At 38.3% G+C, this 17,262-nt stretch carries 15 protein-coding genes; 14 read left to right on the top strand and 1 reads right to left on the bottom strand.

Going from position 1 to position 17,262, the window contains the following annotated elements; genetic code table 11:
• The first annotated feature begins 4 nt into the window (after positions 1-4).
• From ACESON_RS01725 to ACESON_RS01690, 8 genes are all read left to right on the top strand, one after another.
• Complete coding sequence (locus tag ACESON_RS01725; RefSeq protein WP_373108217.1) at positions 5-1,171, top strand: glycosyltransferase; 1,167 nt, start codon at positions 5-7, stop codon at positions 1,169-1,171.
• 24 nt (positions 1,172-1,195) lie between these two features.
• Positions 1,196-1,939 carry a hypothetical protein gene (locus tag ACESON_RS01720; RefSeq protein WP_373108215.1) on the top strand — a complete coding sequence of 248 codons (744 nt, stop codon included), beginning with the start codon at positions 1,196-1,198 and terminating at the stop codon, positions 1,937-1,939.
• 22 nt (positions 1,940-1,961) lie between these two features.
• The gene (locus tag ACESON_RS01715) at positions 1,962-4,907 is read left to right on the top strand and encodes a glycosyltransferase (RefSeq protein ID WP_373108212.1); all 2,946 of its coding nucleotides are present in this window, start codon (positions 1,962-1,964) and stop codon (positions 4,905-4,907) included.
• 95 nt (positions 4,908-5,002) lie between these two features.
• Positions 5,003-7,555, top strand: coding sequence for an LTA synthase family protein (locus ACESON_RS01710; protein ID WP_373108210.1), 2,553 nt, complete (start codon positions 5,003-5,005; stop codon positions 7,553-7,555).
• A gap of 223 nt (positions 7,556-7,778) precedes the next feature.
• A complete protein-coding gene (locus tag ACESON_RS01705) occupies positions 7,779-8,822 on the top strand; it encodes an acyltransferase (RefSeq protein WP_373108208.1) in 1,044 nt (347 codons plus the stop codon).
• A 294-nt stretch (positions 8,823-9,116) separates the two neighbouring features.
• A complete protein-coding gene (glf, locus tag ACESON_RS01700; RefSeq protein WP_373108207.1) occupies positions 9,117-10,217 on the top strand; it encodes a UDP-galactopyranose mutase in 1,101 nt (366 codons plus the stop codon).
• A gap of 138 nt (positions 10,218-10,355) precedes the next feature.
• Entirely contained in the window at positions 10,356-10,574 is a 219-nt protein-coding gene (locus ACESON_RS01695) for a hypothetical protein (RefSeq protein ID WP_373108205.1), read from the top strand.
• 210 nt (positions 10,575-10,784) lie between these two features.
• Entirely contained in the window at positions 10,785-11,606 is an 822-nt protein-coding gene (locus ACESON_RS01690; protein WP_373108203.1) for a PD-(D/E)XK nuclease family transposase, read from the top strand.
• Between the two features lie 66 nt (positions 11,607-11,672).
• Here ACESON_RS01690 and ACESON_RS01685 read toward each other — a convergent pair whose 3' ends face one another.
• Positions 11,673-12,863, bottom strand: a complete 1,191-nt coding sequence (locus ACESON_RS01685; RefSeq protein WP_177959173.1) for a glycosyltransferase — start codon at positions 12,861-12,863, stop codon at positions 11,673-11,675.
• Positions 12,864-13,143: 280 nt separating this feature from the next.
• Here ACESON_RS01685 and ACESON_RS01680 point away from each other — a divergent pair, with 280 nt between their 5' ends.
• From ACESON_RS01680 to ACESON_RS01655, 6 genes are all read left to right on the top strand, one after another.
• Entirely contained in the window at positions 13,144-13,965 is an 822-nt protein-coding gene (locus ACESON_RS01680; protein ID WP_177276145.1) for a transporter substrate-binding domain-containing protein, read from the top strand.
• Positions 13,966-13,988: 23 nt separating this feature from the next.
• Positions 13,989-14,717, top strand: a complete 729-nt coding sequence (locus tag ACESON_RS01675) for an ABC transporter permease subunit (RefSeq protein WP_177276144.1) — start codon at positions 13,989-13,991, stop codon at positions 14,715-14,717.
• Positions 14,704-15,426: an amino acid ABC transporter ATP-binding protein gene (locus ACESON_RS01670; protein ID WP_373108200.1), complete on the top strand. Its 723-nt coding sequence runs from the start codon at positions 14,704-14,706 to the stop codon at positions 15,424-15,426. The genes ACESON_RS01675 and ACESON_RS01670 overlap by 14 nt, the downstream gene beginning before the upstream one ends.
• 54 nt (positions 15,427-15,480) lie before the next feature.
• A complete protein-coding gene (locus ACESON_RS01665; protein ID WP_373108198.1) occupies positions 15,481-16,263 on the top strand; it encodes a dimethylarginine dimethylaminohydrolase family protein in 783 nt (260 codons plus the stop codon).
• 73 nt (positions 16,264-16,336) lie between these two features.
• Positions 16,337-16,621 carry a sporulation transcriptional regulator SpoIIID gene (gene spoIIID / locus ACESON_RS01660; RefSeq protein WP_177276141.1) on the top strand — a complete coding sequence of 95 codons (285 nt, stop codon included), beginning with the start codon at positions 16,337-16,339 and terminating at the stop codon, positions 16,619-16,621.
• A 158-nt stretch (positions 16,622-16,779) separates the two neighbouring features.
• Positions 16,780-17,151: a protease complex subunit PrcB family protein gene (locus ACESON_RS01655; RefSeq protein ID WP_373108299.1), complete on the top strand. Its 372-nt coding sequence runs from the start codon at positions 16,780-16,782 to the stop codon at positions 17,149-17,151.
• Positions 17,152-17,262: the final 111 nt, after the last annotated feature.

The raw sequence follows: 17,262 nt of genomic DNA, 5'->3' as shown, positions 1-17,262 counted from the left end.
GTATATGAAGAAATTGTTATATATTATTGATGATATCAACTATAATAGCGGTGCAAAAGCTGTTACGCTACTGCAGATGAAACAACTGCAACAGGAGTATGATATCTACCTTTTGTCATTGGCTAGGCCAAAGGAGTCCTTGGATTTTTTGGGGGATGCTCATGTGTTGGAGCCGTACATTTGGGGAATCACAGAAATTTATGCAGCTTCGTTTAAACAGGCATTACAAAGCAAAAATTATTCTGTTTTACAAAAAATTTCTCGTATATTGTACGCAATTAGTCTTCGCTGTGGCTTTGGGGATGCTTATTTTGAGTGGCAGATTAAGAAAAAGTTGAAACCGCTCATGGAGCAGTTTGATACAGTTATAGTTGTTAGTGAGGCTTCAAAATTACGGAGATTGGTCTCAGAATTGAGTCATCCAAAAAAGATTCAATGGATTCATACAGATTATGCCCGATGGAGTCAGTTTTCTGAATGGAGTAGGGCAGTTACTAAAAAAGATTCTTTTATTTATTCTAAATTTGATTATATTGTGGTTCTGTCTGAACATTGCAGAAAGGGAATGGCAGAAAAATTTCCTGAACTGGCAAATAAGATAGTAGTTATCCCTAATTTGATTGACGGAGATCGGGTTATTAAATTGGCTGCAGAAATCTGCCCGGTGATGATAAATCCAGAAAACCTTAATCTGGTGACTGTAGCTAGAATTGATAGAGAAAAACGAATAGACAAGGTATTGGAACTGGCAAGCCAGTTAAAGAAAAGAAATATATCGTTTATGTGGTATATTATTGGAGACGGTCCTCAGCGAATAGAAATGGAAAAGAGAAGTCGGGAACTGGACGTGGAGAATCAGGTTCAGTTTTTGGGGCATTTAAATAATCCGTATCCAGTGATGTCTAAGTGCGATACACTAGTATTGGTTTCTAAGTATGAAGGAACTCCAGTTACGATAGATGAGGCTATGGTGTTGGGGATTGGAGTGATTGCACCGAGAGTCGGTGGTATAGCGGAGCAAATAAGTAGATATGAGAATAGTGAGTTATATTCGCCGTTAAACCTTCCAGAGTTGGAATTATTACAAAAGACTAATAAAACGCAGTTTGGAATGGAATATAAAACTCATAATCTTGAATCATTAGAAAAAATTGAAAAGTTGATTAAATAGTATAGGTGGAAAGATGGTGAATTAATGAGACAACTAAAATCTATAGTGAATATTTTTATAGTTATGTTTCTTGCCTTTTATGGAGCAGAAATATTTTTGGCAAATAATTATATTGAGGGAAAAGGGCAATTTCTATTTGTGTTTTTATATTTTATCCTTATGTTGTCAGTTATTATTCATTTGATTTTTAGAATGAAAAAAACATATAGTATTGGTATGATAATATTGCTGATTTTTGCATCTGGTTGTATATCTTGGATTTGTAAAGACAATATGTTAATAACATTCCCGCAAGATGAAATTACTATTCATATTACTGCTACAGGAGAGAAAAATGAAAATTCGCAAGGGACAGAAATCTGGATTTCGGAAATAACTGCAGATGATGAAAATGTGGATTTAAGTACAGTCTGGCATGATGATGTGTGGACTTATGATAAGAACACGGAATATTTATATGCAGTTCCAAAAGATAGAGAGTCCTTTTTAGAGTTTTCTTTTAGAAAAGCGAGAGTTATACAAATTGGATTTATTAAACATGAGTGGTCTGGAATTGTTGGTGTCGATAGTACTAATGGGGTTAATGAGACTATAGATTTGTATGATAAAGATGGAGATAACGTAGTGTATTCTATAGAAGTTCCTAGAACTACTAATATTGGTTGGCAAATACTATCATTTGGAGCAGCATGGTTACTTATATACGGTATATTGTATATGGGTATTAGTATTATAGATAAACTATACAATAAGAAAAATTCCCGGTAAAAAATGAAAGGTAGGAGGGAAAATGAAAAAAGTACTGATTGTAATGGATGATATTAATTACAGGGGTGGTGCGCATTTTGTTACATTTAATATAGCAAATACCTGGTGTGAAAATGATATAAAAGTGTCAATTTTTTCTCCTGTAAAAGTAAATAAAGAAACATTAAGGTATTTGAATAAAAGGGTAGAAATTCTTGAAAAAGAAGATTATAAAGCATTTGACTATGTAATAGTACCATTTGAAAATTCTCAATTTAAAGAAAAGGTATCCCAGTTAACAAAGATAAAAAAAATACAATGGATTCATATTGATTACAAATATTGGGCAGAGAAAGTTGATCTTGATCTGGAAAAGGAAAGGGAAATATATAAAAATTTTGACCGGTTTGTATTTGTTTCTGAGGGGGCAAAAAATGGTTTTGTTGACATATTTCCGGAGTATGAAAAAAAATGTAAAACCGTATATAATCTGGTAGAAGAAAAAGAGATAAAAGAAAAATCATTAGAAAATATAGACGAAGAAATATTTAATAAAAACCCGTATGAATTAAATGTATTGTTAGTTGGGAGATTGGAACCACAAAAGGCATACAATAGAGCAATTGATATAGCAAAGATTTTAAAAGAGAAAGAAAAAATAAATTGGTTCTTTTTAGGAAAAGGCTATCAGTATGAAGAATTAAAAGAGCGTTGTAAGAAGTATCATCTTGATAATGTGAAATTTTTAGGCTATAGAGAAAATCCATATGCATATATGAGACATGCAGATATTGTAGGGCTTTTGTCAGAATATGAGGGATTTGGTCTGACGGTAATTGAGGGAATGTTATCAGGAACTCCGGTATTAGCAACAAAATCTACAGGGGTAGATGAGATTTTTGATACACAGGGTGGCTGGATAATTGATAATAATATTTTTGCTATTATAAATCAACTGGAAGAAATTATAGAGAATTCATCTGAGTATGAACAGAAAAAAGAGTATTTAAAAAACTATAAATATGATAACGACAGTGTAAGGAAACAGCTGATTGAGTTGTTTGATGAGTCGGAGGAGATGGACGAAAAACAAATGCAGCCTAATATTTATGAAGAAAATCCTAAAGTGTCTATAGTAGTTCCAGTATATAATATGGAAGAGTACTTGACAGAATGTCTTGACACATTGGTTGAACAATCATTAGAGGATATAGAAATTATTATTGTTAATGATGGTTCTACAGATCGCTCCCAAGAGATTATTGATGATTATGTATATAGGTTTTCTGATAAGATTCGAGCATTTTCAATACCGAATTCAGGTCTTGGAATGGCTAGAAATTATGGTATACAGAAAGCGAGAGGAAGATATGTAGGATTTGTAGATTCTGATGATCTTGTCGATTTGAAAATGTTTGAAAAGTTATATAAATTTGCTTCGAAAGAAAAAGCGGATTGTGTTATCTGTGACTATATTGCATTTTGGGAAGATGGAAGAAAAGAATACGTTCACAGTTTGCCTAAAAAGAGTGATAGATTTGAAATTATTAAGCAGTCAACAAAATATGGTGTTGTGAATGCGGTCACGAAACTTTTTGATATAGAGTTAATAAAAAAAATTCAGTTTCCTGAGGGATTTTACGAAGATTTGGCAACAATTCCAATTTGGTTAACAAATGCAAATAAGATAGCATATTTAAATCAAGGATTATATTATTACAGGCAAAGAAGCGGTTCTATTACTTCTATTAAGTCAGGGGATGAGAGATTAAAGGGGGTATATGACTGCTGGAATAGAATTTTAAATGAAACAAATCCTCTATTAAAAAAAGAAATTCAATATGCGGTATATTGGAGTCTTAATTTCTTCAGTACTAATTTTTTGGATGGATTTACTAAATATAGCCAGGACTATTATCTGTTGCATAAAAGTGAATTTGAAAACAATGATTATATAGAAGAAGCTATTGAGAATGGAGATTTATTAAATTTTGAAAAACTGGATAAGATTCCTAAGATAATACACTATTGCTGGTTTGGAAAAGGCCCTAAAAGTGACTTGATCTTAATGTGTATAGAATCGTGGAAAAAGTATGCGCCTGATTTCGAGATTATTGAATGGAATGAAGATAATTGTGATATTAATGAAAATAAGTATGTAGAAAAAGCATATGAGGATAAAAAGTGGGCATTTGTATCTGATTATTTTCGTTTAAAAGTATTATATGAAATGGGAGGGGTTTATTTAGATACGGACATGGAATTAATGAAACCACTGGAACCATGTTTATATCAAAATGCTTTTTTTGCATTTGAAACGCCTATTTTCATTCATGCTGGAATTATTGGAGCTGTACCACATCATAATCTTATATATAAAATAATGACTAGTTACCAAAATGATGAGTTTTGCGTTGAAGTAAAGAATATACCCAAAACCATACCCATGAGAATTACTGAAATACTAAGTAAAGAAACAAATTTGGTGAAAAATGGAAAAATGCAGATTTTGGATGGAAATATTAAAATATACAGTGCCAATATGATGACAGTGAATTTTTCTGATGGAATGTGTATCGCAAATCATCACTACGATGGAAACTGGTTGGATAAAGATAAGTCGTCTTATAATTACAGATATGAAGTACTCAAACATTATTTTACATGGGATTTATTAGAAAGACTGAGGAAAGTAAATGCATGTATATCTGATGAGGCGTGTAGTGATCTAAATAGTTTTGAACAGGCAAGATTTAAACAATTATATTATGAACTAGTATCTTCAACTAGTTGGAAAATGACAAAGCCTTTACGCAAAATTTTGGATTGCTTAAAGGGAAAAAAGAGTACAAAAATTGATCCTAAAGGTATTTATGATTATAAGCAATTATATGAACAGGCAATATCTTCAACTAGCTGGAAACTAACGAAACCATTACGAAATATGAAAGATAGTGTAATGGAAAAGAACAAATATGAGACAGAATAATTAGCTTATATGGGAGTATAATAAGAAGTACTTAACTTTGTCAGAAGTGTCTTTTGATGCGTCTGACAAAGTTAAAGATGAGAAAGGTTTAATTTGTGAAAAAATATATTCTGGAAATAATTAGTGTATTTGTATTAATTGTGTTTTTGATTGCTTTTCCCCGGTCTACAGAAACTACCATTTATTTAACTGGTGGAGTTGAGTCGGTAGGAGAAGTATGGATAGCAGATATAGAAATTAATGGACAAAAAGATTCATTGAAAACATATCCTTTATCTGGAAAATGGGAGTATATAAATGAAAATATTGTATACGTACCTTCTGATTCACAGGACGAAGATATGTTGGAACTCTGTTTTAACAACGCAAAATCTGTAAGAATCACTTTTTGGAAACATGATTGGAGTGGCGGTCTTGGAATTTATGATGGAGATGAATATACAGAATTAAATTTATGTGATCAGACCGGCAGCGTTGTATACGATGTGAAAAATATAAAACCAGTAATGTTAGAATCAGAAAATCTGATTGTCAGTATACTGAGTTTAGGCATACTTCTGATATTATTGCGTTGCATAGATAAAAAGCATAGAGAGTCAAAACAGAATAACTGGGGATTAGTGGTTATTAATACAGTTGTTTTCTGCAGAATAGCTGATGCGTTTAACATGATTGGTTATATGCTCTTTGCACTTTTTATGATGTATTTTCTGTTTGTCAAAAGTAAAGTTCAAAATCACAGATTCTATTATATAACACTTGCTGTGAGTTTCGTCTATTCATTATATCAATTTGCGAATCCGTATTTACCAGATTCCAAGAGCGTGATGGGAATATTATTTTTACTATTAGTGTTTTATTCCTTGGAAATTGGAATAGAAAAAGTTTGGAGCCGATATATAGTAATTGCAATTACACCTATATTATGTTTTTTTATGATTGAGTGTATCAGCAATGTAAATATATCACAGTTAAAGGGTTCGATGATAGTTTTAGGGATTGTCATCACCTCTATTTTTTTATTTATCACAGTAAATGTAATTTGTTTTAAAAATTTAGGATGGTATTTGAGCTTTTTAAGTGCATTTGTTATATCTGTAGGGAATTATTATGTGATTCAATTTAAAAAATATGCATTGACCTTTGGGGATCTGATGCAGTTTAAAACAGGCATGGCTGTAGCTGGTGATTATCAGTATTATTTGTCAAATGAGATTGTATATGGATTTTTGATTTTGATTGTATTAATTAGTTTAGTACATTTTTATATTCCGGCAGAGCCTTTGACTGTTGTAAAGGTAAAAAAGCGCATGTTTACCGGTATAATAATGCTGTTTCTACAATTGGGCGTAGTCCGCTTTATTGATTTTCAGCAGACGTTCCATGTGGCATGGGATAACTGGGATACAACTCAGACTTATAGTAAATATGGCTTTTTAGTATCATTTATTACTTCAGTACAAAGAATGAACATAGAAGAGCCAGATGGATATTCAAAAGAAAAAGCAGAAAACATTTTAAATAAGTATACTTCTGATATAATTGAAGGTGAAGAAGAAAAACCAGTTATTATTGCAATTATGAATGAGTCATTGAGTGATTTAAATGATCTGGGGAGTCTGGGAGAAACAGAAGATGTAATGTGGTATCTGAATTCTATGGATGATTTTTTAGAAAAGGGAAAAACCTTTATGTCTGTTCGGGGCGGTGGAACCTGTAATTCAGAATTTGAATTTCTGACAGGGAATTCCATGGGATTTTTTAAGGATTTATATCCTTATACACAATATAGTTTTAACGAGATACCATCTTTAACTAATGAATTGAAGAACTTGGGATATAAAACAGTGGCAATGCATCCTGCGAGTGCAACAAACTATCGGCGTCAGGGCGTATATAAAGAAATGGGATTTGATGAATTTTATAGCATTGATAGTTATGATGATAAGTATGAAAAGGTATTTTTAGACAGAATATCGGATGAGGATAATTATAGAGAGATTATAAAACGATTGGAAAACAGTAATAAAGATGAGCCATTATTTATTTTTAATGTTACAATTCAGAATCATGGAGATTATGATATGGCTCAGTTTAATCCCTCCTATGAACGCATTAAAATAGATTCAGATTTGGAGCAATATGATAGTGCGTGGATGTACTTATCGTTAATAAAGGAGTCTAATAATGCATTGAAGTATTTAGTTGATGAACTCAGGAAGATAGACAGACCAATAATTTTGTGTGTGTTTGGAGATCATCAGCCCGGTTGTTTAAGTACAGAATTTGAAGAGCAGATTTTTGAATGGGATCAAACCCAATCAGAGTTAGCTAATCAGCAGCGGTATTATATGACACCTTATTTTATATGGGCCAATTATTCAGTAAACGAACCAGTGACTGGTAAAGATGGGCAGGTAAGCAGTCCTAATTATTTGGTGGCGAAGTTATTAAAGTATGCAGGGCTTAAAACAACGAACTGGTTTGACTTTTTATATGAAATGCAACAGCATGTGCCGGTAATTAACAGTTTTGGTTATATGGGAGATGATGAAATCTGGCATGATATGGATGAGCAAAATAGTTATACAAAATGGATACACGATTATAGAATTTTACAGTATTATCAAGTGATTCAAAAGAAGTGATTTATCTATAGAATTTAATGATGGTGTAAAGTATTGTTTGCTTTAAAAACTATTAAATGAAATTCTTACGGAAATAGTAGAATGGATAATGGTTTGTAATAAGTATATCTGTGCTGGAAATATCTTGTCTGTAGTTCTGCCGAAGTTAGCAAGATAGATGGATTGCTCTATGGCAAGAAGGTTTTAATAACTTTATAACAATCAATGGAGGGAAAATAAAGTTATGAATAAGAATCGAGATAGTAGGCTGGATTTAATTCGAACAGTCGCTATTATAAGCGTTATAAGTGTTCATTTTTTATTTTACTGCGGGTATTATGAAACAATATTATCTGGAAAACGAATGTTTGTTATGACATTTATGAGAACAATCTTTCTTAACTGTGTTCCGTTATTTATTATGTTGACAGGATATTTAAATTCCAAAAAGGAATTGACACGGAGTTATTATTATGGTGGCTTAAAAATATTACGAACATACTTGCTTGTTTGCGGATGTTGTATATTATTCAAAATATTTTATTTAAACGAGAAACTGACGTTTTTAGGGATAGTGACTTCCATTTTTAATTTTTCAGCAGCACCTTACGCATGGTATGTAAATATGTATATTAGTTTGTTTTTATTAATTCCTTTTTTAAATGTTTTATATAACGGATTAGAAACAAGGTACATGAAAAAGATATTAATAGGTACATTTCTTGTAGTGACAGTACTGCCAAGTATTAATATAAAATATAATATATTACCTGATTGGTGGGTGAGAATATATCCAATTACCTATTACTATCTGGGAACATATTTGCGGGAATATGGATGTGATATAAAAAAACGAAATCTTATGATTTGTTTGTTGGGAGCTTTGTTTATATTTACTGCATTTAATTTTTATTACGATTATGGTGCTGTTTTTACAGAAAGAGCTTTTTCTTCATATAATGGTTTTGAATGTGCAGTACTTGCACCGGTTATTTTTATGCTATGCCTGTCGGTTAAAACAGATGATATACCATGTAGAATTCGTACTGTGCTTGGTGTTATTTCAAAATGTGCATTTGGAATGTATTTGAGTTCATGGATATTAGATGCGGTGGTATATGAGATGTTGAAAAATACTGTATCACCAGTAGTTCTTCGATTGAATTATGCACCAATTGTGATTTTAATAGTTTTCATAGGTTCTTTTCTGATTTCATATTTATTATTGGAAATTGAGAAAATACTAGAACGGTTTGGAAGATATATTAACTGCTTAAAAAAAGTCTAATTATAAAATTATGCATTCTATGATATTAACAAATTTTAAAAAGGTGTTGTGAGAATATAAAGAATTGTATGATTATTCGGAGACTTGCTGGTCATTTATCCAGATTTTGAGAGTCATAATTGTGGACTGTGAGAGTGGTTAAAAATAATGATTTTGGATTGAGTTAATATCTGGTAAAATAGCAAATGGATATTTTGAGGGTGATAATTTATTTGGGATTCAGAAAGAAGACATAACCAGAGATGCAAATCTCTACCTATTCTAGGTGATTTTAAGGAGAAGGAGAAAACTATTATGTACGACTATCTTATTGTAGGAGCTGGCCTTTACGGCGCAGTATTTGCTCACGAGGCAAAGAAGCAAGGAAAGAGTGTTTTAGTGATTGATCGCAGACCGAACATTGCGGGAAATGTGTATACAGAAGAGATTGAGGGCATCAATGTGCACAAGTACGGTGCCCACATTTTTCATACGAACAATAAAGAGGTCTGGGAGTATGTAAATCAGTTTGCAGAGTTTAACCGGTTTACCAATTCCCCGGTAGCGAATTATCATGGAGAACTGTATTCTTTGCCCTTTAATATGTATACCTTTAACAAGATGTGGGGCGTAGTGACTCCGGAAGAGGCGGAAGCCAAGATTGAGGAGCAGAAGAAGGCAGCAGGAATTACAGAGCCGAAGAATCTGGAGGAACAGGCTATCAGCCTGGTGGGAACGGATATTTATGAAAAGCTGATTAAGGGATATACGGAGAAGCAGTGGGGACGGCCCTGCGATCAGCTTCCATCTTTTATTATCAAGCGGCTTCCGGTTCGATTTACCTTTGATAATAATTATTTTAATGCTCTGTATCAGGGAATCCCGGTAGGCGGTTATACAAAAATGGTTGCTAATATGCTGGAGGGAATTGAGGTTCGCCTTGGTGTGGATTATCTGGAGCATAAGGAGGAGTACGACAGTCTGGCGGAAAAGGTGATTTACACAGGTGCTATTGATGCATATTTTGATTTCCGGTTGGGTGCTCTGGAGTACCGTTCTGTTCGTTTTGAGACAGAGGTGCTGGACAAGCCGAATTTCCAGGGAAATGCGGCGGTGAATTATACAGATGCGGAGACACCGTGGACCAGAATCATTGAGCATAAGTGGTTTGAGTTTGGAACACAGCCAAAAACGGTTATCAGCCGGGAGTACAGTTCAGAATGGAAGCCGGGAGATGAGCCTTATTATCCGGTGAATGACGAGAAGAACGGAGCTGTATATCAGGCATATCGTGAGTTGGCGGCTCAGGAGGAGAATGTGATTTTTGGCGGTCGTTTGGGTGAGTATAAGTATTATGATATGGATAAGGTGATTGAGTCTGCACTTGTGATGGCGAAGGAAGAGCTGGAGAGATAAAGTAGTGACATAAATCCAGAAAAGAGTAGCTGTTTTCTCTGTTATAGCTGCAATATTATCAGAAGGAATTTCCCTCTGTCTGGGAAATCCTTGGGCAGCAGGATTGACAGAGGTAAATTGGAGGAGAAGACGCGTTATTTGAAGGAAAATCCGAAGGGAGTGAGGGAGATGAGTAAGGTGATGGAAGACTTGCGGGAAGAAAGCTTTGCAGAAGGCCAGGAAGAAGGCCGCAGGGAACAGGCGCAGATGACTGCCAAGAATCTTTCAGTTCAGGGCTTGTCCGTGGAACAGATTGCCCAGGCGGTTGGTTTTCGTGTGGAAGCTGTGAAGGAATGGCTTGCACAGAAGGCAGTTTAGGAAGATGACAGGTGTTACTAGGAACCAGGAAAGGCTTTCTATTTTCTGATGGTCAGATTTATAGTACAATAAAAGAGAGAGCGGAGAGTATATCCAATAAGCCGCTTCCAGAGATTATAGCAGCAGTAGATTGCGGAGCCATTTGTTCTATGATAGGATGAAAAAACAGAGAGCAATAGAAATGATTCATAGAACAGGAGATGGTGGCACATGGGTGTAACTGGTTGGCAGAGACAGGAACAGCGACATCAGGAGGATCTTCAGCGGCTGCAGGGCTTCCGTCCGATTGATGACACATTTATGCGCGGTTTGTTTAAGGAAAATATTCCGCTGGCAGAGTTTGTGCTTCGCATTATTACAGGAAAACAGGATCTGATTCTGATAAAGTGCGAAACACAGGCGGATTTCAAGCGTGTTACCGGGGCGCGGTCGATTTGTCTGGATGCTTATGCAACAGACAGTACCGGAAAGAAATATGACATTGAGGTGCAGTGCTCAGATAATGGAGTAGATCCACATCGAGCGAGATATCATTCCAGTATGATGGATGTGGAGAATCTGGATGAGAAACAGGATTACAGAGAGCTTCCGGACACATATGTTATATTTATTACGGAAAATGACTACTATAAGGCAGGAGAGCCGCTCTATGTGATTGAAAACAGGAATCTTACGCTGAATCAGCCTTTTGATGATGGAGCGCACATTCTGTATGTAAATGGAGAGTACCGGGATGATTCAGATCTTGGCAAGCTGATGCATGATTTTAATTGTACTGATGCAGATGATATGAATTTCGAGATTCTTGCGGAGAAGACGCGTTATTTGAAGGAGAACCCGAAGGGAGTGAAAGAGATGTGTAAGGTGATGGAGGACTTGCGGGAAGAGAGCTTTGCAGAGGGCCGGGAAAAACAGGCCCAGATGACTGCCAGGAATCTTTCAGTTCAGGGCTTGTCCGTGGAACAGATTGCCCAGGCGGTTGGTTTTAGTGTGGAAGCTGTGAAAGAGTGGCTTGCGCAGAAGGATGTATAGACAGGGGACGGAACGTGCACACATGTGCCAGATAGATGAAGGAAAAGGCTGTACAGGGGAATCGTATTATCCCCTGCACAGCCTTTCGTAAATGGCTTTCATTTTTTTTACAACGGAATCGGAGCTGAATGCTTCGCTGAGACGCCGGTTGTTCTGGCCCAGCTCTCGGAGACGGGCGGGCAGATGATTCGGCGTATCCAGCAGATGACGGATGGCCTGACTGTAGGCAGAGACGTCATCTGCTTTTTTGATCATGATTCCGCCGGAGCAGACTTTGGCGGTGTCGGTCTGGGAGAGAACTTCTCCCATCAGATCCTGGCTGCCTCGAATATCAGAGCAGATAACGGGGAGTCCGCTGGCCATAGCTTCCAAAAGTGCCATAGGAAGGCCTTCCTGATAGGAGGGGAAGAGGAAGATATCTGCTGTCTGCAGGATTTCCAGCATATCCTCCCGGTATCCGGCGAAGGTGACCATATGGGAGATTCCCAGCTCTTTGGCCAGTTGGTGAAGCTCTTTTTCCAGTTTTCCGTGGCCGCAGAGCAGGTAATGAATTTGCGTCATGTCTTTTAGCTGAGCCAGCGCCCGGAGAATGGTTTCGTGATTTTTACGGGGAATCAGTTCTCCGGAGGACAGAAGAAGAAGTTTTTCTGATGGGATTCCCAGCTCTTCTTTTTTCTGACAGATTTCCTCTTCTGATAAGTGGGGAATCCTGGAAAAATCCATTCCTACTCCGGGCAGATAGTCTACATATTTTGCATGAAAGTGTTTCTTTGCCCGTTGGTAATCCTCATGGTTAATGCAGATTTGCTGATCTGTGAAGCGGGAAAGAAATTGCTCCATCGGGTAATAACAGAGCCAGTTTACTGGTTTTGCGCCTTTGAAAAAATGGAATCCGTGAGCTGTGTATATTACAGGCCCGGTGTGAGTGGTGTGGGCGGCCAGCCGTGCCATGACGCCTCCCATGGGAGTGTGACAGTGAACCAGCTGAAACTGTTCCCGTTCCATAACGGCCTTTAGCTGCCGGAAAACTGTGATATTTTCTGGTTTAAAAGGGCTGCGGACGAAATCAATCTGATGGCGGATGATTCCAGTTCCGTCCAGACGATGATTGTCTGTTCCGTAAGAAGGTGTATTGTAATTGGAGGCATAGTGAACTTCAAATCCCATATTTTGAAGGAGGCGGACATTGTTCATTTCAAATTGGGGAACAAAGCCGCTGACTGTGGTAACTAAAAGGGCTTTCTTTTTTGACGGCATATGTATTTTCAATCCTTTTCTTGTGCTTTGTTTTTTGGAATCGTTTGCTGTTGTATCTTATGAACAGTATAGCATAAAAGGCAGAAAGGGGGACAGGAAAATCTGTCCTGTCTGGTATAAATTTCAGAAGAGAACAAATGTATAAATATTCTATATAATTAAATAAAGTGAATATTAAATGAAAAATACTTGACATATATGTATAATTAATGTATAATCTGGCGTAAACACACAGAAAAGTGTAAGAATATACGACAAAGAGAACGAGGGAGAGAATATTATGAAAAAAACGATGGCTTTGGTAGTTGGGATGATGATGGCGGCTTCTCTGGCAGGCTGCGGAGCAAAAAATGAAAGTAAAACTGTGGATGATATTAAAAAGGCGGGAAAGCTTGTGATGGCTACAGATGCTGCGTGGGCTCCGTTTGAGTATATTGCTGATACGGACACGCCGGTTGGCTCAGATATTGATTTGGCTCAGGCGATTGCGGATCAATGGGGAGTGGAACTGGAGATTATCAATACAGCCTTTGATACCCTTCCTCAGTATCTTGATAATGGCAAGGCAGATATTGTGATTGCGGCTATGACGATTACAGATGAGAGAAAGGAACAGATGGCATTTTCAGATCCGTATACAGTATCGACCCAGTACATTATTGTGAATGAGGCGGATACTTCGGTAAAGACTATTGAGGATCTGGCGGGAAAGAAGGTGGCTGTTCATCTGGGAACTACAGGTGATTTTCTTGTTTCTGATGAAATTGCAGATGGATGCCTGAAGGATACGGGAGCGGAAGTGGTTCAGTATAAAAACCTGACAGAGGGATGTCTTGCTCTTCAGAAGGGAGATGTAGATGCAGTGATGCTGGATCTCCTTGCAGCCCAGAATTTCTGTGCGGTGAATGACGGTTTAACATGTTTTGAAGCGAAATACGCAGATGGCTCTTCCACAAAGGAGGAATATGGCATCGGTGTGAAGAAGTCTAATACAGAGCTGGTAAAGGCGATCAATGAGGCGATTAAGCCGATGGTAGAAAACGGAAGCATTGACGCAAGTATTGAGAAGCACAAAGAACTGGCATCGCTGCTTGAGCAGTAGCCGGGGATTTCAGGAGGCAGGATATGAGTTTGTTTGAGAGCTTTTTATCTCAGTTTCAAAAGGCATTTATTGTAGATAGCCGCTGGAAGATTTTTCTGAAGGGCTTTGTGAATACCATGATCATTACACTGGCAGCAGCAGCTATTGGTATTCTGATAGGTGTTGTGATTGCAGTATTTCGTTATATGGCCTCTCAGAAGGATCCGAGAAAGAAACGGACATTTGGAAGCGCAGTGATTGGAGTTATAGACCGGCTGATGGCAGCTTATGTGGCTGTGATTCGCGGCACTCCTCTGGCAATTCAGCTGATGATTATGGCGTTTATTGTTCTTCGAGGCGTATCGGATGGAATGGTGGTTGCTATTGTTGCCTTTGGTTTGAATTCCGGCGCTTATGTGTCAGAGGTAATCCGTGCAGGTATCCAGTCAGTGGATGGCGGCCAGATGGAGGCGGGACGCTCTTTAGGTCTGAATCGTGTGGATGCGATGCGGCTGATTATTTTGCCTCAGGCTCTGAAGAATATCCTTCCGGCTCTGTGCAATGAGGCTATTGCCGTTTTAAAGGAAACGTCGATTGTGGGATTGATTGCAGTTGTGGATTTGACACGGGCCAGTGATCTGGTGCGCAGCCGTACCATGCAGCCCTATTTTCCGCTGCTGGCAGTAGCGCTGATTTATTTCCTGCTGGTATACGGGCTTTCGACAGGTGTTTCAAAATTGGAAAAGAGGTTGGCGAGAAGTGATAGAGGTTAAAAATCTGAAAAAGCAGTTTGGGGAACTGTCAGTGCTGAATGGCATTACAGAGCATATTTCCCAGGGAGAAAAGATTGCGGTAATTGGGCCTTCCGGCTCTGGAAAAAGCACATTTCTCCGCTGTCTGAATCTTCTGGAAATTCCGACGGAGGGGGAAATCTGGTTTGACGGCGTGAATATGACGGATGTGAATGTGGATATTGATAGGATGCGTCAGAAAATGGGAATGGTTTTTCAGCATTTTAATCTGTTTCCTCATTTGACTGTTTTGGAAAATATTATTCTGGTGCCTGTTCATTTGAAGCTGCAGACCAGAAAAGAAGCGGAGAAGAATGCAAGACGCCTTCTGGAGCGAATCGGTCTTCTTGACAAGGCAGATACCTATCCGGCTATGCTGTCAGGCGGTCAGAAGCAGAGGATTGCCATTGTCCGGGCGCTTGCTATGAATCCGGAGGTTATGCTGTTTGATGAGCCGACCTCTGCTTTGGATCCGGAAATGGTTGGAGAGGTGCTGGATTTGATTCGAGAACTGGCAGACGAGGGTATGACGATGGTAATTGTGACCCATGAAATGGGATTTGCCAGAGAGGTGGCGACAAGAGTCATGTTTGTGGACGAGGGACAGATTAAGGAGCAGAATACGCCCGAGGAGTTATTTTCCAATCCGAAGAATCCACGGCTGAAGGAATTTTTATCAAAGATGCTATGATATAAGGAAGCATACCTGTGAATATTAAGAGTGTAAGAGAAAAGGGGAAAGAATATGTTTAAGAATGTGATTGTAAAAACACCGTGTAAGGCTGTTACAAAAGGAATTACTTCTGCTCCGGAGCTGGGAAAGCCGGATTATGAGAAGGCGCTGAAGCAGCATGAAAGCTATATTGCAGCATTGAAGCAATGCGGCGTGGAGGTGACTGTGCTTCCGGCAGATGAAAATTTTCCGGACAGCTGTTTTGTTGAGGATACAGCAGTCCTGACGAAAAAGTGTGCGGTGATTTCCAATCCTGGCGCTGCCACCCGGACAAAGGAGACGGAAGCTATGATTCCGGTGATTAAACAGTTTTATCCGGAGGAGTGCATTGAGTATATTCAGTCTCCTGGTACGATGGAGGGCGGAGATGTGATGATGGTGGGAGATACCTTTTATATTGGCCGTTCTGCGAGAACGAATGAGGAGGGAATCCGCCAGTTTTCTGAAATTCTGGCAAAATACGGTTATACGGTTGTAGAGGTTCCGCTGGAAAAGGTACTTCATTTAAAGACAGGGGTCAATTATCTGGAGAACAACAATATGCTGGTTTCCGGAGAGTTTAAGGATAAAGCAGAGTTTGCCGCTTACAATCGTTATGAGATTCCGGAAAATGAGGCTTATGCGGCTAACTGTATCTGGGTGAATGATAAGGTACTCGTCCCGGCCGGTTATCCGACGGTGGAGAAGCTGGTGAAGGAAATGGGATATGAGGTGATTCTGGTGGACACCTCGGAATTTCGGAAGATTGACGGCGGTCTGAGCTGCCTGTCTCTGCGGTTTACGGCGATGAAGTAAGGGCGTCTGTTTTTGTCATAGATGTCTGACGCAGGCTCATACAATGTAAAAAACGTATTCAGGGGAAAAGCCCATGAAGGATTACATTGAAGAGCGGGCGGCAGCCATTGCCAACTATATTATTGAGCATCATGCAACAGTACGGCAGACAGCAAAGAAGTTTGGGATTAGTAAGAGTACGGTTCATAAAGACGTAACAGAACGCCTGGAACACATCAATCCATCTCTGGCTGCCAGAGCCAGGGTGATTTTAAATATTAACAAGTCGGAGCGCCATATTCGCGGCGGTATGGCCACAAAGGAAAAATATCAGCATCGGCTGGCTATCTGCAGTCGAGATGATGATTCGATAAAATAAAAGAATCCTTCCGTCATTCGATTTCTGTAAAAAGATGCATAAACAGGTCTGTCTCCTGAATAGATTATAAGTAATCATAGCAATAGGGAGGCTGATTTATGGACAAAAGGCGGAGGGGAAAGGTTGTTCTGACTGCGGCTCTGTTTCTTTGGGCATTTATGGCAAGATTTCTGACGGGCTGCAGTGTGGAAAAGGAGGATCAGGATAAGGTAAGGGATCTGGAGTTTGCTGTAGTAAGTGAAGCGGAACTGCCGGAAGAGCTTGCGAAGCTGGTGGCAGAGAAGAAGGCAGCGCCGTTTAAACTGACCTACAGTAATGATCAGGGGCTTTACATAGTGGTGGGATACGGAGAACAGGCTACAGGGGGATATAGCATTGCTGTGCGGGAACTGTACCTGACGGAAAATTCAATTGTAGTGGATACGGAATTGCTGGGACCTCAGAAGGGGGAAGAGGTTGGCGTTGAGAAATCCTATCCATTTCTGGTGATTCAAACAGAATATCTGGAAAATCCGGTGATTTTTCAGTAAATCATGGCAGAGGGCCTTCTTTTTGACAGGTTGAGGGAGACTGTATTTTCAATGTTTATCTGTTGGCTCCTGAGATAAATTTCACTTGGCAGATTTGCGGACATATGGTAA

It is taken from the genome of Lachnoclostridium sp. Marseille-P6806 (genome assembly GCF_964238185.1).
In the GTDB taxonomy this organism is placed as follows: domain Bacteria; phylum Bacillota; class Clostridia; order Lachnospirales; family Lachnospiraceae; genus Brotaphodocola.
The sequence above is the reverse complement of the archived record's forward strand: the minus strand, read 5'-3'. Positions and strand labels throughout refer to the sequence as shown.